Annotated in this window: 15 protein-coding genes; 7 read left to right on the top strand and 8 right to left on the bottom strand. The window is 69.5% G+C overall.

Annotated elements, in window-relative coordinates:
* Position 1: 1 nt before the first annotated feature.
* Positions 2–913 (bottom strand): rod shape-determining protein MreC, encoded by a 912-nt coding sequence (gene mreC / locus FB561_RS19410; RefSeq protein WP_145808611.1) that lies wholly within the window; start codon positions 911–913, stop codon positions 2–4.
* A gap of 18 nt (positions 914–931) precedes the next feature.
* Complete coding sequence (locus FB561_RS19405; protein WP_145808610.1) at positions 932–1,957, bottom strand: rod shape-determining protein; 1,026 nt, start codon at positions 1,955–1,957, stop codon at positions 932–934.
* Positions 1,958–2,466: 509 nt separating this feature from the next.
* Between FB561_RS19405 and FB561_RS19400 the strand changes: the two genes are divergently transcribed.
* The 3 genes from FB561_RS19400 (at position 2,467) to FB561_RS19390 (ending at position 8,009) form a co-directional block, all read left to right on the top strand.
* Positions 2,467–5,229 carry an AfsR/SARP family transcriptional regulator gene (locus tag FB561_RS19400; RefSeq protein WP_170284714.1) on the top strand — a complete coding sequence of 921 codons (2,763 nt, stop codon included), beginning with the start codon at positions 2,467–2,469 and terminating at the stop codon, positions 5,227–5,229.
* Positions 5,230–5,477: 248 nt separating this feature from the next.
* Entirely contained in the window at positions 5,478–6,896 is a 1,419-nt protein-coding gene (locus FB561_RS19395) for an MBOAT family O-acyltransferase (RefSeq protein WP_145808606.1), read from the top strand.
* Between the two features lie 12 nt (positions 6,897–6,908).
* Positions 6,909–8,009 (top strand): alginate O-acetyltransferase AlgX-related protein, encoded by a 1,101-nt coding sequence (locus tag FB561_RS19390; protein WP_145808605.1) that lies wholly within the window; start codon positions 6,909–6,911, stop codon positions 8,007–8,009.
* A gap of 41 nt (positions 8,010–8,050) precedes the next feature.
* On the opposite strand, the gene ndk is transcribed toward FB561_RS19390, so the two are convergent.
* Genes ndk through FB561_RS19375 form a run of 3 tightly spaced genes read right to left on the bottom strand, consistent with a single transcriptional unit; the run spans position 8,051 to position 10,178 of the window.
* Positions 8,051–8,461, bottom strand: coding sequence for a nucleoside-diphosphate kinase (gene ndk, locus FB561_RS19385; protein ID WP_145808603.1), 411 nt, complete (start codon positions 8,459–8,461; stop codon positions 8,051–8,053).
* Between the two features lie 38 nt (positions 8,462–8,499).
* Entirely contained in the window at positions 8,500–8,835 is a 336-nt protein-coding gene (locus tag FB561_RS19380) for a DUF4233 domain-containing protein (protein WP_145808601.1), read from the bottom strand.
* Positions 8,832–10,178, bottom strand: a complete 1,347-nt coding sequence (locus FB561_RS19375) for a bifunctional folylpolyglutamate synthase/dihydrofolate synthase (protein ID WP_145808599.1) — start codon at positions 10,176–10,178, stop codon at positions 8,832–8,834. The genes FB561_RS19380 and FB561_RS19375 overlap by 4 nt, the downstream gene beginning before the upstream one ends.
* A gap of 82 nt (positions 10,179–10,260) precedes the next feature.
* On the opposite strand from FB561_RS19375, the gene valS reads away from it, so the two are divergent.
* Together valS and FB561_RS19365 are read left to right on the top strand one after the other, a co-directional pair.
* Positions 10,261–12,813, top strand: coding sequence for a valine--tRNA ligase (gene valS / locus FB561_RS19370; protein ID WP_145808597.1), 2,553 nt, complete (start codon positions 10,261–10,263; stop codon positions 12,811–12,813).
* Positions 12,814–13,676: 863 nt separating this feature from the next.
* Positions 13,677–14,177, top strand: a complete 501-nt coding sequence (locus FB561_RS19365) for a hypothetical protein (RefSeq protein ID WP_145808596.1) — start codon at positions 13,677–13,679, stop codon at positions 14,175–14,177.
* Between the two features lie 58 nt (positions 14,178–14,235).
* On the opposite strand, the gene FB561_RS19360 is transcribed toward FB561_RS19365, so the two are convergent.
* Entirely contained in the window at positions 14,236–15,276 is a 1,041-nt protein-coding gene (locus FB561_RS19360; RefSeq protein WP_145808594.1) for a hypothetical protein, read from the bottom strand.
* Entirely contained in the window at positions 15,273–15,701 is a 429-nt protein-coding gene (locus tag FB561_RS19355; protein ID WP_170284713.1) for a hypothetical protein, read from the bottom strand. The genes FB561_RS19360 and FB561_RS19355 overlap by 4 nt, the downstream gene beginning before the upstream one ends.
* Before the next feature lie 157 nt (positions 15,702–15,858).
* Between FB561_RS19355 and FB561_RS19350 the strand changes: the two genes are divergently transcribed.
* Together FB561_RS19350 and FB561_RS19345 are read left to right on the top strand one after the other, a co-directional pair.
* On the top strand, positions 15,859–17,043 hold the full coding sequence (locus tag FB561_RS19350; protein WP_145808590.1) for a sensor histidine kinase: 1,185 nt from the start codon (positions 15,859–15,861) through the stop codon (positions 17,041–17,043).
* Complete coding sequence (locus FB561_RS19345; protein ID WP_145808588.1) at positions 17,036–17,698, top strand: response regulator; 663 nt, start codon at positions 17,036–17,038, stop codon at positions 17,696–17,698. The genes FB561_RS19350 and FB561_RS19345 overlap by 8 nt, the downstream gene beginning before the upstream one ends.
* 191 nt (positions 17,699–17,889) lie before the next feature.
* On the opposite strand, the gene FB561_RS19340 is transcribed toward FB561_RS19345, so the two are convergent.
* Positions 17,890–19,437: an alpha/beta hydrolase gene (locus tag FB561_RS19340; protein ID WP_145808586.1), complete on the bottom strand. Its 1,548-nt coding sequence runs from the start codon at positions 19,435–19,437 to the stop codon at positions 17,890–17,892.
* Positions 19,438–19,530: the final 93 nt, after the last annotated feature.

Here is a 19,530-nt window from a genome sequence, read left to right as displayed (position 1 = left end):
GTCAGCCGCCCTTCACCGGCGTCCGCGGCGCCCGGGCCGGCGGACCGGTGACCACACCGACCGTGTCGATCCGGGTGGGGTCGACGAACGGCTTCACCGTGGCGGTGGAACCGAGGGCGCCCTGGTTCGGCGTGACGGAGGTGACGGTGCCGATCGGGACCCCGGGAACGTAGGGCGCGTTGCCCTTCGATCCCCAGGTGACGATCCGGTCGCTCACCTTCGGCCGCGCCTTCAGGTCGACCAGCTTGTAGTCGAGCGTGCCGCCGCTCTCGCCCCGGCCGGAGACGAACCCGAGCGCGAGCGTCGCGTTGAGCCGGCCGCCGACCGTGGAGTTGCGGTCACCGATCAGCAACACCGTCGCGGTGTCCTCGGTGGTCCGCACCACCCGGCCGACCAGCCCGTCGCCGTTGAGTACCGTCATGTCCGGCCGCACCCCGTCCGCCGTTCCGGCATCGATGGTCACTGTGTGGTTGAAGCTCTGGGCACTCCCGATCCCGATCACCCGGGCCGGCGTCACCGTGTACGTGGGAGCCACCTTCAGCAGGCGGTCCAGTTCGGCGGCGCGGTTGCGGGCGTAGTCGCTGGTTCGCAGCTCGTTGGTCAGTTTCTCGTTGTCCGCTTGGAGTTTCTCGTTCTCTGCTTTCAACCTATCCGTTTCGGCGAACCGGTCGCGGAGGTTGTCCACAGGGATCTTCGCCGAGGTCGCGCCCGACTCCAGCGGGCCGAAGACGGCGGCGGCCGCGTGCCGCAACGGGTCCACCGGGGACCCGGCCGAGCGGCGCGCGTCCAGCACGATCAGGGTCAGGCAGGCCAGGATGACGAGCACCAGCACGGTCCGGCGGCGGCGGATCTCCCGCGGCAGCCCGGCCGAGCGGACCAGTCCCCGGGCCGGAGTACCGAGGTCTTTGAGCATGGTCGGTCCCCGTGCGGCTCAGCGCCGGTCGGTGACGAGGATGCGGTTCAGCGTCTCGATGTTGTCGACGCACTTGCCCGCCCCCAGCACGACCGCGTCCAGCGGGTTCTCGGCGACGTGGATCGGGATCCCGGTCTCGTGCCGCAGGCGTTCGTCCATCCCCTTCAGCAGGGCGCCGCCGCCGGTCAGCACGATGCCCCGGTCGACGATGTCGCCGGCCAGCTCGGGCGGGGTCTTGTCGAGGGTCGCCTTGACCGCGTCGACGATCGCGGTGATCGGCTCCTCGATCGCCTGCCGGATGCTGGCCGAGGACACCTTCACGGTGCGCGGCAGACCGGAGATCATGTCCCGGCCGCGGATCTCGGAGTCCGGCCCGTCCGAGGTCGGGAAGGCCGAACCGATGGTCATCTTGATCTGCTCGGAGGTCGCCTCGCCGAGCAGCAGCGAGTACTCCTTCTTGCAGTAGTTCACGACCGCCTTGTCGATCGCGTCGCCGGCCACCCGGATCGACTGGCTGGTGACGATGCCGCCGAACGAGATCACCGCGACCTCGGTGGTACCGCCGCCGATGTCGACGACCATGTTGCCGGTGGCGTCGCGGACCTCGAGGTTGGAGCCGAGCGCGGCGGCCATCGGCTCCTCGATGATGTAGACCTTGCGGGCGCCGGCCATGTACCCGGCGTCGCGGACGGCGCGCTGCTCGACCGCGGTGATCCCGGACGGCACGCAGACCACGATCCGCGGCTTGGCGAAGTACCGCCGCCGGTGCACCCGCTGGATGAAGTACCGCAGCATCTGCTCGGCGGCGTCGAAGTCGGCGATCACGCCGTCCTTGAGCGGCCGGATCGCGGTGATGTTGCCGGGCGTGCGGCCGATCATCTTCTTGGCTTCCTGCCCGAACGCGACCGCCTCGCGCGGCTCGTCGGTCCGGATCGCGACCACGGAAGGCTCGTTGAGCACGACCCCGCGGCCGCGCACGTAGACCAGCGTGTTGGCCGTGCCGAGGTCGACCGCCATGTCGCGGCCGAGCATGCTGTTCGCCATCGCAGGCGCCCTCCCGCTGCTCGGGTCCCGGGGTTCTCAGGCTAAGCGCGGACCCATCGCCACCCGGGGACCGACACGACCCGTCCGCCCACCACGCATCGTATCCGCCGTCTCACTCCGCGCCAGTTCCGGGTGGCCCCCAGGTCCACCCGGAAGGTACCCGCTCGGCACGGCCGCCGTCGAGGGTGGGCCGGACCCGGCTTCCGAACGCTCCCGCCGACGCTCGGGGGCCGGTAGGGCCGGTACGGGTGGTGCCGCCGGGGCCGACCGCCGGCGACACCACCCGCCCCCAGATCTCGCCCCTCCCCTGACGGGCGAGCGCTCCTCCCCCAAAAGGCGCGGCGGGAGACGTCGCCGATGGTCAGGCCCGGGTCCGGCCGGGTCTGGCTCAGGTCCAGTCCCGGGCGGCGGTCCGGCACGACGACGATCCCGCGGCGCCCAGCATGCCGCCCGGCGCATTCATGACGCTTTCGCCGCGCTTTCACGGAGAGTTGGGCCAGAATGACTGGATGGAATTCCGCCTGCTCGGTCCGGTCGAGGTCTTCGACGACTCCGGCCGGCGGATCGAGCTGGCCGCGAACCGGCTCCGGGTCCTGCTCGCCGCGCTGCTGCTGCAGCCCAACCGTGTCGTCGCCGGGCAGCAGTTGATGGACACGCTGTGGGAGGAGGACCTGCCGGCCCGGCCGCGGTCCGCCCTGCAGACGTACGTGTCGCGGCTGCGGACACTGCTCGGCCGCCCGATCATCCAGACCGAGCCGGCCGGCTACGTGATCAACGTGGCGCCGGAGGAGGTCGACCTGGTGCGGTTCCGCGCGTTCGTCGCGAACAGCACGTCGACCACCGACCCGGCCGAGCGCGTCCGGCTCCTCACCGAGGCGCTGGAGCTCTGGGAGGGCGAGCCGCTCGCCGGACTGACCGCGGGCGCGCTCATCCGAGACGCGATCCCTGTCCTCGCCGAGGAGCGGCTGCACGCCACCGAGCTGTTGCTGGCGGCCCGGCTCGAGCGGGGCGACCATGCGGCCGTGACGTCCGAGCTGCGCGGGCTGACCAGGCGGCACCCGCTCCGCGAGTCGCTGTGGGCGCTGTTGATGCAGGCACAGATCCGTGCGGGCCGCCCGGCGGATGCGCTCGCCACGTACAGCGAGGCGTCCAGGCGGTTGGCGGACGAGCTCGGCCTCGATCCAGGCCCAGCCCTGCGGCGGCTCCACCAGACCGTCCTGGCGACGGACGCGCGGGCGGCCGCGGTACGGGCTGCGCGCGAGGTGGTACCGCATCAGCTCCCGACGGTTGGGCGGAGCTTCGTCGGACGGACCGAGGAGCTCACACAGCTCGACAAGGAACTGCTCAGCGCCACCGGCTCCATCGCTGTCATCGCAGGGACCGCAGGAGTCGGCAAGACCGCGTTGGCGGTGCGGTGGGCCGAGCGGGCGAGCGCGGAGTTCCCCGACGGCCAGCTGTACGTGAATTTGCGCGGCTTCGACCCCACGGGCGACGCGGTCAGCCCGGAGGATGCGGTGCGCGGATTCCTGGACGCGCTCCAGACCACGCCTGGCCGGATCCCGTCCGGCGCCGCCGCTCAGGCCGCGCTGTACCGGACCTTGCTGGCGGATCGTCGCCTGCTCATCGTGCTCGACAACGCGCGCAGTGCGGCGCAGATCCGGCCGTTGTTGCCGGGTGGGAACAGCTGCCGTGTGGTGGTTACCAGCAGGAGTTCGCTGCCGGGGCTGCTCGCCAGTGAGGGCGCGCACCTCCTCACGCTCGACCTGATGAGCTGGGACCAGGCCCGCTCACTCCTGGAAGGCGCTGTCGGTGCAGAGCGGATCGCTGCCGAGCCCGCTGCCGCCGAGGAGCTCGTCTCGCTCTCTGCACGTCTCCCCCTCGCCCTGTCGCTCGTTGCCGCTCACGCTGCCGCGCACTCGACGTGGTCCTTGGACGCGGTCGCCACCGACCTCCGGCGTACGCGGCAAGGGCTCGACGCGTTCACGGGTGAGGATCAGGCCACAGATCTGCGTGCCGTCTTCTCCTGGTCGTACCAGCTCGTCACCGCGACCTCCGCCCGGCTCTTCCGGCTGTCCGGCGTCCACCCAGGCCCGCACCTCTCCGTACCGGCCGCGGCCGCCCTCGTCGGTACTACGCCCGACCGCATCCGCCCCGCACTCGCCGAGCTCGAACGCGCGCACCTGATGAGCCGGCTCTCCCCGGACCGGTACTCCGCGCACGATCTCCTCCACATCTACGCCACCGAGCTGGCCCGCGAACACGAGAACGAGCGCGAGGCTCTCTGGCGGCTCCTGGACCACTACCTGCGTACCGCGGACGCCGGTGACCAGTGGTTGCGCCCGCACCGTGACCCCGACGAACTACCCGCGCCGCGCGGTACGCCGTCCGCGGAGAGCTTCAGTGGGTACCAGGAGGCGTTCGAGTGGTTCGAAGCGGAGTACCCGAATCTCGTGGTGCTCGTGGATCACGCGGCGCGCAACGGGTTCGACGGACACGCGACGCACCTGGCCCGGACGATCACCGGCTTCCTGGAACGCCGTGGTCTGTGGAACACCTGGGTCGAGGTGATGGAGACGGCCGTCCAGGCGTGTGTGCGGGCCGAGGACGTCCCCGGTCAGGTGATGGCGCATCGGTACCGCGCGCACGCGCTGGCCCGGCAACTGCGGCTGGACGAGGCCCTGACCGAGGCGGAGACCGCGCTCGACCTCGCTGAGCGGCACGGCAACCAGGTCGCGCAGGCGTGGTGCCGGCGGATGCTCGCGTTCGTGTTGTCGCAGCAGGAGCGGCTGAAGGAGTCGTACGAGCACGACGTGATCGCGTCGGACTTGTTCCAGGCCGCGGGACACCGGACCGGACAGGCGCTCGCGCTGAACTCGCTGGGCAGGTTGCAGGCGTCCACCTTCGGCGACTTCGACCAGGCGATCGCCTACTGCCGGCAGGCGCAGAGGCTGTACCAGGAGGTCGACCACAAGCTCGGTGAGGCGGCGACCTGGGACCACCTCGGCTACGCGTACCGCGGGATGGCGGCGTACACCGAGTCGATCAGCGCGTACCGCCAGGCGCTCGCGCTCTACCGCCAGCTGAACGACCTCTACTACCAGGCACTGATGCTGCAGAACCTCGGCGACCTCCACCACGAACTCGGCAACCAGGAGGCGGCCGGCACGTCCTGGCAGGCGGCCCTGGCCCTGCTGACCGACCTGAACCACCCCGACGCCGAGGCGATCGACCACCGTCTCGCCGGGCTCCGCCTGGAACATCCGACGAACTAGTGCCCCGCGTCGGAAGTTGTGTTAGCGATAGCGGTGTCCGGGTGCGTGCCTCGCGGTGGCGGAGGGGCGGCCTCGATGCTTTTCCATCGTAGCTGTTCCTCCGCTGCCGCGAGGTGCGTGCCCGGGCGCCGGTAGCGCAACACAACTTCCGACGCGGGGCACTAGGTTCTTTCGGCAACCTTTCCCCTCGGGATCGCCTCAAGGCAGATAGACGGTCTTGCCGGCCGCGATCCTGGGAGGAGGTCAGGTTGTCGTTCGCCGCACCGCTGTTCCTGTGGTACTTCCTGCCCGCTGTGCTGCTCGCCACCTGGATCCTGCCGCACGGTGCCCGCAACGGAGTCGTCGCGGTGTCCTCGCTGGCCTTCTACGCGGTCGGAGGCAAGGAGTTCGTGCTGCTGTTGCTCGCGTTGATCGCGGTCAACTACGCGGCCGGGCTCGCCATCGGCGCACTGCCCCGGCGCCACCGAAAGGCCTTGCTTGCGGCAACCATCGTCGTGGACCTGGCCGTGCTCGCGGTCTGGAAGTACGCCGGATTCGCGTCCACCGTTGTGCACTCGATCGCGAGTACGGCCGGCCTCGGTGACACCCGGGTGATCAGCCTGATCCTGCCGATCGGGATCAGCTTCTTCACCTTCCACCACCTCTCGTACGTCGTGGACGTGTACCGCGGGATCCGGGCGCCGATGCGGAACCCGCTCACCTTCGTCACCTACATCGCGATGTTCCCGCAACTGGTGGCCGGGCCGATCGTGCGGTACCACGAGATCGCCGACCAGCTCCGCGACGCCCGGCGGCACCGGCTCGCCGACTTCGCCGACGGCTTCCCGCGGTTCGCCTGGGGGCTGTTCAAGAAGGTCGCGATCGCGGACTCGCTGGCCCCGATCGCCGACGCCGCGTTCGCGGTCCCGGACCCGTCCAGCGCGACCGCGTGGATCGGAGCGCTCGCGTACACGGGCCAGATCTACTTCGACTTCTCCGGCTACTCCGACATGGCGATCGGGCTCGGCACCATGCTCGGTCTGCGGTTGCCGGAGAACTTCGCCCGGCCGTACTCCGCGGTCTCGGTGACCGACTTCTGGCGACGCTGGCACCAGTCGTTGTCCCGCTGGTTCCGCGACTACCTGTACGTCCCGCTCGGCGGCAACCGCGGCGGCACGTACCGGACGTACCGCAACCTCAGCATCGTGTTCCTCACCACGGGGCTCTGGCACGGTGCCGCATGGACGTTCGTGCTGTGGGGCGCGTACCACGGGTTGCTGCTGATCATCGAGCGAGCGACAGGGCTCGGACGATCCACCCGCTGGGCAGGGCCGCGGCGCGCGATCACCTTCCTGCTGGTGGTTTTCGGCTGGGTGCTGTTCCGCGCGGAGTCGTTGCCGGCGGCCGGACGGATGCTGCACGTGATGGTGAATCCCTTGCAGGGCTGGGGAATCTCCCCGGACGTCGCGCTCCTGCTGTCCGGACACCGCACGGCCCTGCTCCTCCTGGTCATCGCCTCCGCCTTCCTGCCGGCTACGTGGGTCACCGGCCGCGTGATCGACGGGCTGCAGGAGTCACCGCTGTGGGCCCGTCGCTCTGTCCGAGCGGCGGCACTCGTGATCGCGCCGTACGCCGCTGTGGTCGCGGTAGCGGGGACGTTCAGTCCGTTCCTGTACTTCCAGTTCTGAGGGGATGTGGTGATGCTGCGCAAGCGAGTGGCCGGTACTGCGATGGCCCTGCTCTTCGTCTTCGGGCCAGCCGTCGGGTACGCGGTCGGCTGGCGTCAGGAGCCCGCCGACAACCGCGCGATGGCACCGACGCCTTCCGCCGCGGCCGGGTTCGCCGCACTCGAAGCCGTCGGCCCGTGGGCGTCCGACCGGCTCGCGGCCCGTTCCAGCGCCGTACGGGCGAAGTCCTGGTTCGACTTCAACGTCCTGCGGCAGGTCCCCCCGTCCGGCAAGGTGATCCGCGGCTCCGACGGGTACCTCTTCCTCGGCGAGGACTTCACCAAGGCGTGCACCCAGACCCCTGGCTTCCGGGAGGGGCTGGACCGGCTCGGAAAGCTCGCGGCGATCATCGAGAAGTCCGGGCGCAAGGCGGTGTTCACCGTCGGCCCGAACAAGTCCTCCGTGGTCACCGACGCGCTGCCGTCCGTCGTACCGAAGGGCGAGTGCGCTTCGGAAGGACTGGAGACGCAGAACCAGATCCTCGACTCGTACCGGCACCCGTCCTGGCTCGGCGTCCGCAAGGACCTGACGGACTCGCAGACGTACTGGAAGACGGACTCGCATTGGTCGAGCGCTGGATCCGCCGTGTTCGCGCGCTCCCTGGCGGCCAAGCTGAACCCGTCGCTCGCCGCGCGCCTGACCATGGAACCCGAGTCCACCACGAAGACCGCCGACCTCAACGTCCTCCTGGGCCTGACCGGGAAGGAGACCCCACCCGGCGTCCAGCTCTCCACCGGAGGAACCGTCACACCGGCACCCGGCTCCGCGGAGTACGACCCTCTCGAAGTGCACTACGGCCAGCAGAAGTGGACGACCTGTCCGGCCACCGGCCTGATCCCCGGCCGCACCGTGATCATCGGCGACTCCTTCGCCTACACGGCCCTCGGCAACCTCCGCCCCCTCTTCGCGGACGGCCACTTCCTCTGGACCGGCCACGTCACCGAGTCAGACCTCATCACCGCGATCAAGGCCGCCGACACGGTGATCATCGAGGTCGTCCAGAGAAGCATCACCCCCAGCCACCCCTTCGCGAACCCCACCTTCCACCAGAAGGTCGCGGCCGCGCTGGGATGACGACGGCTCCGGCACGGATCACGCACCGGAGCCGGGAAGTACTACGGCAGGTCGGGGAACCAGATCTTGATCTCGCGGGAGGCCGATTCCGGGGAGTCGGAGCCGTGGACGAGGTTCTCGCGGTTGGACAGGGAGAGGTCGCCGCGGATGGTGCCCGGGGCGGCCTTGCGGCCGTCGGTGGCGCCGTTGAGGGCGCGGACGACCTCGATCGCCTCGTCGCCTTCGAGGACCAGGGCGACCAGCGGGCCGCTGGTGACGAACTCGCGCAGCGGCGGGTAGAAGTCGCGCTCGACGTGCTCGGCGTAGTGCTGGTCGGCCAGTTCGCCGTCGATCGCGCGGAACTCCAGCGCGACGATGCTCAGCCCTTTCGCCTCGAACCGGCCGAGGATCTCGCCGACCAGGCCACGGCGGACGGTGTCGGGCTTCAGCAGGACGAGGGTGCGCTGCGACATATCTCTACTCTCTCTCGAAGTGCTTCGGGGCGCCGAGCCTAACCGGACTGCGCCTGCTGTGCCGCCTTGGCTTCGTCGATCCGGCGGCCGAGCACGATCGCGGCCACCCAGAATCCCCCGAACGCGAGTCCCAGCACGAACATCACCGGGACCACGAAACCGAGGCCGATCGCCCCTACCTGGACGATCCAGCCGAGCGCGTACCCGACCCGGTTGCGCAGCAGCCCGGCCGCGACGACGGCCAGCACCGCGAGGCCCAGGCACAGCGGCAGCGCCGTACTCGGGTCGACGCCGGCGACGGAGATCATCACGATCGTGGCCAGCGCGAGCACGATCGACTCGAAGCCGAGCACGATCGACGCGAGCGACCTCATCGGTCCTTCCTCACCAGCAGTTTGCGGGCCTCGCCGGCGGTGATCACCGAGCCGGTGACCAGGACGCCGCCGGTTCCGAGGGCGACCGCGTTCTCCTCGGCCAGCCGGATCGCGTCGTCGAGCGCGTCCACCAGGTGCGGCCGGACCAGGACCCGGTCCTCGCCGAACACCTCGATCGCCAGTTCACCGAGCTCCTCGGCCGGCATCGACCGCTCGAACGAGTTCCGGGTGACGACCACGGTCTCCATGATCGGCTCGTACGCCTCGAGCAGGCCGTACACGTCCTTGTCCCGCATGCAGCCGATCACGCCGATCAGCGGCTGGAACTGGAACGCCTCCGACACCGTCGCCGCGGTCGCCTCGGCGCCGTGCGGGTTGTGGGCGGCGTCGACGACGATGGTCGGGCTGTTCCGGACCACCTCCATCCGGCCCGGCGACGTCACGGCCGCGAACCCGGCCTGGACGGTCTCGGTGGTGATCCGGCCCTCGGTCTGCTCGCTCGCGCCCAGCAACGCCTCGACCGCGGCGAGTGCGGTGGCCGCGTTGTGCGCCTGGTACTCCCCGTGCAGGGGCAGGAAGATCTCCTCGTACTCCCCGCCGAGGCCCTTGATCGCGATCACCTGGCCGCCGACGGCCAGGGTCCGGCTGGTGACGCCGAACTCGATCCCCTCCCGGGCGACCTGGGCGCCGACCTCGACCGCGCGCCGGAGCAGGACCTCGAACACCTCCAGGCTCTGCTGCGCCATCACCGCGGTCCCGCCGGGCTTGATGATCCCTGCCTTCTCGCCGGCGATCGTGACCGGGTCGTCGCCGAGGATGTGCGCGTGGTCGACGGCGACCGGGGTGATCACGCTGACCGCGCCGTCGGCGACGTTGGTGGAGTCCCACGTCCCACCGAGTCCGACCTCGAGCACCGCGACGTCGACGGGCGCGTCGGCGAACACCGCGAACGCCATCCCCGTCATCGCCTCGAAGAACGACAGCGGGTGCTCGAACTCGGCGTCGACCACGGCCAGGTAGGGCTCCAGCTCGGCGTACGCCTCGACGAAGCGCTCCTCGCTGATCGGCTCGCCGTCCAGCGTGATCCGCTCCCGGACCGACTCCAGGTGCGGGCTGGTGAACCGGCCGGTCCGCAACCCGGCCTCCTTCAGCAGCGCGTCGACCATCCGGGCGGTGGAGGTCTTGCCGTTCGTCCCGGTCAGGTGGACCACCGGGTACGCCTTCTGCGGGTCGCCCAGCAGTTCGGTCAGTCGCCGGATCCGGTCCAGCGTTGGATCGATCTTGTTCTCGGGCCAGCGGGCCTGGAGCTTCGCCGACACCTCGGCGTAGGAGAGGTCGCTCATCAGGCTGCCAGTCTAGGGTCCGGGCCAGGGGCTGTGGATAACCGGTCGGAAGCACCCCTTGACAACCACTACGATTGACTGCATGACCGATACGTCCCGTGTTCCAGACAAGCCCACACTCGACGGCCTCGAGGAGAAGTGGGCTGCGGTATGGAAGGACCAGGAGACGTACGCGTTCGACCGGACGGCCGAGCGGGCGGACGTCTTCTCCATCGACACCCCGCCGCCGACCGTCTCCGGGTCGCTGCACGTCGGCCACATCTTCAGCTACACGCACACCGACCTGGTCGCGCGGTTCCAGCGGATGCGGGGGAAGAAGGTCTTCTACCCGATCGGCTGGGACGACAACGGCCTGCCCACCGAGCGCCGCGTCCAGAACTACTACGGCGTCAAGTGCGACCCGTCGCTGCCGTACGATCCGGACTTCACCCCGCCGGCGAAGCCCGACCCGAAGAAGCAGGTCCCGATCTCCCGGCAGAACTTCGTCGACCTGTGCGGCGAGCTGACCCACATCGACGAGCAGGCGTTCGAGGCGATGTGGCGCCAGGTCGGCCTGAGCGTCGACTGGTCGTACCTCTACACGACGATCTCGGAGGACAGCCGGCGGACGTCCCAGCGCGCCTTCCTGCGCAACTTCGCCCGTGGCGAGGCGTACCTGTCCGAGGCGCCGACGGTCTGGGACGTCACGTTCCAGACCGCGGTCGCGCAGGCCGAGCAGGAGGCCCGCAAGTACCCCGGCGCCTTCCACCGGATCTCCTTCCACGGCGCCGACGGGCCGATCTACATCGAGACCACCCGGCCGGAGCTGATCCCGGCCTGTGTCGCGCTGATCGCGCACCCCGACGACGAGCGGTACAAGCACTTGTTCGGGACCACGGTCCGGACGCCGCTGTACGGCGTCGAGGTCCCGGTCCTGGCGCACCCGGCCGCCGAGATGGACAAGGGCGCCGGCATCGCGATGTGCTGCACGTTCGGCGACCAGACCGACATCCAGTGGTGGCGTGAGCTGCAGCTGCCGGTCCGGACCGTGATCGGCCGCGACGGCCGGCTGCTGCGCGACACCCCGGCCTGGCTCGAGGGGTCCGAGGCGACCGAGCTGTACGCCGAACTGGCCGGCAAGACCGTGTTCAGCGCGCGCGAGCTGACCGTCCAGAAGCTGCGCGAGAGCGGCGACCTGGACGGCGAGCCGACCAAGACCGAGCGGATGGCGAACTTCTACGAGAACGGCGACAAGCCGCTCGAGATCGTCTCCACCCGGCAGTGGTACATCACCAACGGCGGCCGCGACGCCGCGCTCAAGCAGGAGTTCATCGAGCGCGGCAACGAGCTCGCCTGGGTCCCGGAGCACATGCGGCACCGCTACCTGAACTGGGTCGAGGGGCTGAACGGCGACTGGCTGATCTCCCGCCAGCGCTACTTCGGCGTCCCGTTCCCGGTCTGGTACCCGCTGGACGCCGACGGCGAGCCGGACTACGCCCACCCGCTGATGCCGAGCGAGGCCGAGCTGCCGATCGACCCGACATCGCAGGCGCCGCGCGGGTACGACGAGTCCCAGCGCGGCAAGCCGGGCGGGTTCGAGGCCGACCCGGACGTGATGGACACCTGGGCCACCTCCTCGCTCAGCCCGCACATCGTCTGCGGCTGGGAGCGGGACAACGACCTGTTCGCCCGCACGTTCCCGATGGACCTGAACACCCACGCCCACGAGATCATCCGCACCTGGTTGTTCTCCCGCGTGGTCCGGGCCCACTTCGAGAACGGCACACTGCCGTGGGCCCGGTCGATGATCTCCGGCTTCGTCGTCGACCCGGACCGCAAGAAGATGTCGAAGTCCAAGGGCAACGCGATCGTGCCGTCGGAGATCCTGGAGAAGTTCGGCTCCGACGCGGTCCGCTGGCGCGCCGCGATGGCCCGGCCCGGCCTGGACTCGCCGTTCGACGAGTCGCAGATGAAGGTCGGCCGCCGGCTCGCGATCAAGGTGCTGAACGCGTCCAAGTTCGTGCTCGGCTTCGGCGCCACCACGGTCGACGCGGCCGGCGTGACCGAGCCGGTCGACCTGGCGATGCTGCAGCAGCTGCGCAAGGTCGTCGACGAGGCCACGGCGGCGTTCGAGAAGTACGACTACACCGGTGCGCTGGAGGTGTCGGAGCGGTTCTTCTGGACCTTCTGCGACGACTACGTCGAGCTGGTCAAGGAGCGCGCCTACGGCGGCCACGGCGAAGCGGGCGCGGCCTCGGCGAAGGCGGCGCTGGCGGTTGCCCTGTCGGTCCAGCTGCGGCTGCTCGCGCCGTACCTGCCGTTCGCGACCGAAGAGGTCTGGTCGTGGTGGCAGGAGGGTTCGATCCACCTGGCCGGCTGGCCGGTCGCGGACACCGACCTCGCGGTCGCCGAGCAGGACCCGGCCGTGCTGGCCGCGGTCGCCGAGGTGCTCGCGGGGATCCGCGGTGCCAAGTCGACGGCCCAGGTCTCGATGAAGACCGAGGTCGCCAAGGTCGAGGTCACCGGTCCGCCGGCCCGCCTCGCCCTGGCCGAGCGCGCCGAGGGCGACCTCCGCGCGGCCGGCCGGATCACCGGCGAGATCGTCTGGAGCCCCGACGAGTCGGCGGACAGCGTCACGGTCGTCGCGACCCTCTGACGCCCACCGGCTCCCTGGCGCCCGCTTCCCGCACCCGGGAGGCGGGCGCTACTGCCTTCACCCCAACGACTACGCTGCGGGACCACCCGCCCGATGTGGAACCATCGGCGACACCGGCGACCCGCAGCCAGTCCCAAGGAGCACCCCTGATGACCGACGCGCCCCAGCCACCAGAAACCCCCAACACCCCACCAGGCGCCCCCAAGTCATCCCGCCGCCCCACCAAGAAAACGCCTGCGGACGCTGCGGACACTCCTACCAAGACTGAGGCTGCGGAGAAGCCGGCTGAGGCTGGTGGCACGGCGGAGGATGAGACGGCGGTCATCCCACCGTCCAGCGGTGGCGAGGCGGGTACGTCGGGGCCGGGCGCTGCGAACTCCGGGGACAAGGCGGCCGACGCCTCCGCGCCCGCCGCGGGTACTCCGGGTAGCTCGGCGCCCGCGGATAAGCCTGGCTCTGCAGCGGACTCAGCCGAGGCAGCAGGCACGACTGGGGCCGGCGCCGAGACCGCGAGCGGCAAGGCTGCGGGTTCCTCTGGGCAGACCGCCGGTGCATCCGGAGATGCACCTGGTACTTCTGCGTCCACCGCGGGTGCACCAGGTACGTCAGCGCCTTCCCCCGGTGCCGCCGCGTCGGCCGCTGGTACGGGTGCTGCTGGTGCCTCCGCGGCTTCCGGTGGTAAGGCCGGTGCTGCGGGTGGTTCTAGTGCTGCGGGTGGTTCTGGTGCTGCGGGTGGTTCTAGTGCTGCAGGCGGTTCTGGTGCCGCGGGTGGTACGGCTGGTGGTTCTGGGGCGGGCGCCAAGGGTGGGGGTAAGGGACCTGCGGACGGGGCTGGGAAGAAGCGGCGGTGGCGGAGTCCGCTGGTGACTGTCGGGGCGATTCTTGTTGTTCTGCTGGTGCTGGCCGGGCTCGGGTACTTCGCTGGGCTCGGGCCGATGAGCCGGTTGAACGCTGCTCGCGGGATCACGCCGCCGGCGAAGTTGGGTGGGCTGGACCGGATCACGGATCCACAGGTGCGGGACCAGTTGCAACTGGACCAGACCAAGGAGGCATTGAGCCGGATCAACGACGGCAAGCAGGCGACGGTCGAGGCGTACGGGGATCTCAACGGGCAGCGCATGTACGTCGTGATCGCGTTGCGCGGCAAGGTGGACATCGACAAGACGATCAAGGATTCCGGGGCGTCGCCGGACCAGGTGAAGAAGGTCGGCAAGTCCACCTGTGTCGAGTCGACCGACAAGCTGCCGACCCAGTGCTACCGCGGATCCAACACGCTCACCGTCATCACCCAGGCCGCGAACGACGGCGTCGGCGTCGAGGACGTGGGCCCGGTGACCGACGAGGCCTTCGACGCGATGAAGTAGACGCCGGCACTGATCGAGTTCAGCGCGGCCTGCTCCTCGGCCTCCGTCGGGTAGTTCCCTAACGAAGTTGCGCCTCCGCAGGCTCCCTCGGCGTCACGCCGCGGGGCTGGGCGTGCTGTCGCTGAGATGCCGCGATGATCCTTCGTCGTCGATAGCTCAGCGTGGCCAGCCCCAAGGTGACACCCCAGGGCAACCAACTCAGCGTGGGCATCCACACCGCCCAGTTCTCCATCGTGGCGCTGGGCTCGACGGGGGTGAGACCGAAGGCCATGGCCAGGAGCCCGCGATAGATCGACAGGCCGGCGGCCGAGAGGATCACAGCGATCGTCAGACCGGGTATCACCGCCAGCAGCACAGGGACGCTGCGGCCGGCCAGAAACGGAGTCCATCGGGGGAATCGAGTGCCCCACCGTTGGCCAAGACCGGCGGTGAGCAGCGCACCGAGGATTGCCGCTGCCGCCAAGGCCGCCTCCGTGATTCGGGCGCCCGCTGCGGTGTACGGCTCGATGAACTCATCGGTGACGCCGAAATGCAGACCAGCGGCCCAAGCGAGCTGTCGCCCGGCGTACACCAGAGGAAGCGCCATGGCAGCGATCCAGATCCGTCTCTGCCGGCCGGTCGGTCGCTCTTGTGACTCGAAGACACGCCCCGGCCGCGGTGTCGCTCGGGTCGCGGACGCCCGCCAGAAGAGGAACGCTCCCAGCAGGATCCACACCTGGTGCCACACCGCGGCCGAGAACGGCGCGAGATTGCCGAGGGGCAAGTTGATCAAGGCAACGAGAAGGCGCGCATCCGGGACCGTCAGTACCAGCAGAATGGCGACACCCATGACGAACCGGGACGGCCAGCTGGACCGGGAGGACTGCCGGCCGAGGACAACGGCAACCAGAACCGCAAATGCCAGGCAGGCGATGACAGCGCTCGTCGGTTCTCTGGGTGGGCCGACCAGGAGGGCACCGGACGTCCGCGCCGCAGAGGCGTCCTCGAATGGGTAACCCGGACCTCCCAGGATCCAGACAATTCCCAGCAGAAGATAGGCGGAGCTCCAACCGGTCACCATCCACCACCAGTACTTCGCCCGTGTCTTCGACTCGGTCATCGCGTCCGCGCCTTACGTGACTGCCACAGGAAGATCGCGAAGGCAGGTCCGCCGACGAGCGACCAAGGTCCTGGACCGGCCGGCTGAATCAGCAGGACCGGCTCGGCCAACGCTATGCCCACTGCCTGAAGGCTGAGCACAGTCGCGGCGACCCAGCATGCCGCGCGAAGAGTTCGACGCAGGCGGACATTGCTACGCCAGGTGAGAAGTGCGGCGGCCGCGGCGAACACCAAGGCCACAGCCGCGATGGCGACGCCACCGAGCAGATAGGTGCTCAAGGCCACATCCGAGGCGTCGAGAAAGCCCACTGTGTAGATCGTGAGATGAGTGATTCCGAGGCCGGCGGCCATAGCTGCGGCGAGGTATCCGCTCACCTTCGCAGTGGTCGAGACCGGCCGCTGTTCCGGCGCGTAGGTAGAGGTCATGTGTGCAAGCTCCGATGTCTGGTGGAAGTGCACTCCAGCCTGCTGGCCCGCAGCGAAGGTGACATCCACCGAAAGACAGAGATCTCGGGCGGGAGTGAGCACGAGTTCAGCCTTCGGAGGGAGGCGGGCGACCGCATCGCCTTCTTAGACTCGCGGCATGACGGATCGTCGGCCCGCGCAGGTGGCCATTGCTCTGATCCCGGGTGCCGTAGGGGCGGCAATCGCGTTCTGGACCGATCCGCTCAGCTCACTGGGCGCCGCACTGACCCTCACAGCCGCGCTCGTCGTGGTGATCTGTCGGCCCGGGACGTCCGCCGCCGGGCCGATCGTCGTCGCGGCCGCCGCGGCCTCGATCCTCATCACGAGTCTCTATCCCAAACCTGCCGACTCGTCGGCCGGTGCGGTGGCAGTCGCCGAAGCTGTCGGTTTGCTCGTTCTGATCGCCGCGGCCACCCAGTTGTCAACCGCCTGGCACGCTATCGTCTGCTGTGTCGCGGCGGGCGCGGCCACCTCGGTACTGGTCCTCCGGCTCGCAGAGGTGTCGTCGCTCGAACAAGCTGCCGGGATGTCGCTCTTCGGTGCGGTGCTCGCAGGAGTTGTTGCTGCCACTGGTGCGACTGTCCGGCGCCGCGGTCAGCTGCGGCAGCTGCGTGACCTGGAGCTGCGTCGCGCACGTCGGGAAGAACTCGCCAAAGACCTTCACGACTACCTCGGACACGATCTGACCGCCATTCTCGTGCAGGCGCAGGCGGCGTCGGTGGTCCGTACTCGAGACCGCGAGGACCAGGCAGTCCTGTCGAGCATCGAGGGGGATGCGACGCGTGCGCTGGCGACACTTGATCGGGTGGTGGCGACCTTGTTCGGATCGTCGGAGCCCACTGCCGAAGCAGTCCCGCAGCAGTCGGCGACCCGTCCGGCCCCAGGTCTCGAGGACCTTCCGGCACTGGTGCAGCGATTCAACGACACCGGAACGACGCCCACGGAGTTGGACGACGGAACGGTCTCGTCGAGCTCCCTCGACCCAGAGATCGGTACGACGATCTTCCGGCTGGTCGCCGAGGCTCTGACCAACATCCGCCGACACGCCCCAGCCGCGCCGAACGCCACGGTGGTCCTCCGTAGCGTTGCAGCCGACCAGGGTGGCTCAGCCATCCTTGTAGAGGTCACCAACGAGCACACCGGCACTGTGGACCGACCTGTCGTCCGGTCCGGATCAGGTGTCGGGCTCGCGGGCCTGCGCCAGCGGGTCGAGCTGCTGGGTGGAATCGTAGAGGCTGGCTTCGTGACTCCCAGCAGGTGGCAGGTGCGGGCTCGTTTCCCCGTGGGCGAATGCCATGGCTGACGGCAAGACACGGATCCTCATTGCCGATGACCAGGAGCGTGTCCGGATCGGCTTCCGGCTCATCCTGGACTCACAGCCCGACATGTGTGTGGTGGCGGAGGCCCGTGACGGCGCTGAGGCATTGACCTTGATCCGCTCGCGGCGGCCCGACGTCGTACTGACCGATGTCAGGATGCCGAACATCGACGGCCTGGAGCTGACACGTCAGGTCGCCTCGGCGGGCTTCGAGGTACCGGTGAAGGTCATCGTGATCACGACGTTCGAGGTCGACGAGTATGTTCACACTGCCTTGCACCATGGAGCGAGCGGCTTCTTGCTGAAGCGTTCGGGACCGAACTTGCTGGTCGAGGCCGTGCGCGCAGCCGTCAACGGCGACACCCTGATCAGCCCGCAGGTGACCGTTCGGCTCCTTGAGCAGTTGCGGCACCGACACATCGCCGGTCCGTTGCCGGGCAGCGCGGTCCTGACCGATCGCGAACGCGAGATCGCCGTCCTGGTCGGCCAAGGCCTGAGCAATGCCGACATCGCGACCGAGCTGTTCATCTCGATCGGCACGGTGAAAACCCACGTAGCCAACATCCAACGCAAACTCACGGCCCGCAGCCGCGTCGGCATCGCGGCCTGGGCCTGGCAAACCGGACAGATTCAGCCCTAGTGCCCCGCGTCGGAAGTTGTGTTAGCGATAGCGGTGTCCGGGTGCGTGCCTCGTGGTGGCGGAGGGGCGGCCTCGATGCTTTTCCATCGTGGCTGTTCCTCCGGTGCCGCGAGGTGCGTGCCCGGGCGCCGGTAGCGCAACAGAACTTCCGACGCGGGGCACTAGTTCGCAGCGATGCCGTGCGACCTCTGTCAGCCGAACGGCCGCCGATCCTGGGCGCAGCTAGTACCGTCGACAGGTGCCTTCAGCTCGACCAGGTACCGCGTCAGGACCGAATCCGCGCAGCTGCTCTTACCGATCGTGGTGTGCCCCCAACCGTTCACGGTCAGCAGGCGGCCGTCCCGGTACAGATCGGCGTACGGGCGGGTGTGCTCGTACGGCGTGGCCGGGTCGTACCGGGTCCCGATCACCAGGACCGGCTCGTCGACCTCCAGCTTGGTCCACGGGCCACGGAACGCGTCGGTGTCCCGGATCGGCTGGAACTCGCACATCAGCCCGGTCCAGACCCGCAACCGGCCGAAGTGCGGGGCCGCGCGATCGGCCGCATCGGCGTACGCCTGGTACGCGAGCGGGCGGCCCGTCTGCCGCGCCTCGACGCACGGCTGCAGGCTGCCTCCGACCGAGGCGTACTCCTCCTTCTGGCCGAGCAGCTTCGCGCCCTCCGTCGACGCCTTGAGGGTGCGTTTCGAGGGGGCGGCGAGCTGGGCCATCAGCGCGGCGAGATCGGGCCAGTCGGCCGGCGTGTAGAGCGTGCTGAAGATCGTTGCCACCATCAGCGCATACGTCACTCGCAGCTGGCTGCCGTCCGGCAGCGTCAGGTCGACCGGCTGCGTCTTCAGCCGCTCCAGCAGTCGCTCCGCGACCTGGCCCGGATCACCCAACCCGGCCAATGCACAGCCACTCGGCCCTGCCTTCGCGCACTCGGCCTTGAACTGCGCGAAGACCTCCGCACCGGCCGTCGTCTGCCCGAGCCGCTCACCGACAGGCCGCGAGTCGGCCGCCGATCCGGAGTACGCGTCCGGGCGCCACGTCCCGTCCAGGGCCAGCGCGCGCACGTTGTCAGGGAACAACTTCGCGTACGTCGCACCGAGGAACGTGCCGTACGAGTAGCCCACATAGCTCAGCTTCTCGTCACCGACCGCCTGCCGCAGCAGATCCATGTCCCGGGCAACATTCGCCGTCGAGTAGTGCGCGACCCGGTCCGGCGACGTCGTCGCACAGCCGAGCCCGATCCGCGCGTTCGTCCGCGTGAACTCGCGAACCTCGGCCCGCGTCATCGGGAACGCGGGCAGATCCTTCACCGCAGCGAGCTCCTCGGCCGCCGTCGGGAAACAGGTCACCGGATCGGACTTGCCAACACCCCGCGGGTCGAACCCGACGATGTCGAACCGCGCCCGCACCTCCGGCCGGTACGACGCCGCGTACTGCTGCACGAACGCGACCCCGGACCCACCAGGCCCACCGGGATTCGTGAACAGCGACCCGATCCGCCGCGCCGGATCACTCGCCGGCAACCGGGTCAGCGCGATCGTCGTGGTCGCCCCGCCCGGGCGGTCGTAGTCGGTCGGCACCTCGACCGAAGCGCACTGGAACGCCGCCACCGCGGGCGCGTCACCGCAGCTCCCCCACGCGATCGACGGTACGGCTCGACTGGTCCCCGACGCAGACGCGGACGTGATCGGTACGACTAGGGCGGTCGCGGTCGTGGCGGCGAGGAGTCTTCGGAAGGTCGGGCGCATGGCGTTCGCTCCGGCGGTCGGCGGCAGGATCGCCGTCCACGCTAGGAACCGCGGTACGCCGCCGTCGTCCACCACGAGAAGGAGGCCGGCGGT

Source organism: Kribbella amoyensis, from assembly GCF_007828865.1.
GTDB classification, from domain to species: domain Bacteria; phylum Actinomycetota; class Actinomycetes; order Propionibacteriales; family Kribbellaceae; genus Kribbella; species Kribbella amoyensis.
Note: the sequence above shows the minus strand (reverse complement) of the source record. Positions and strands in the feature narration are given on the sequence as shown.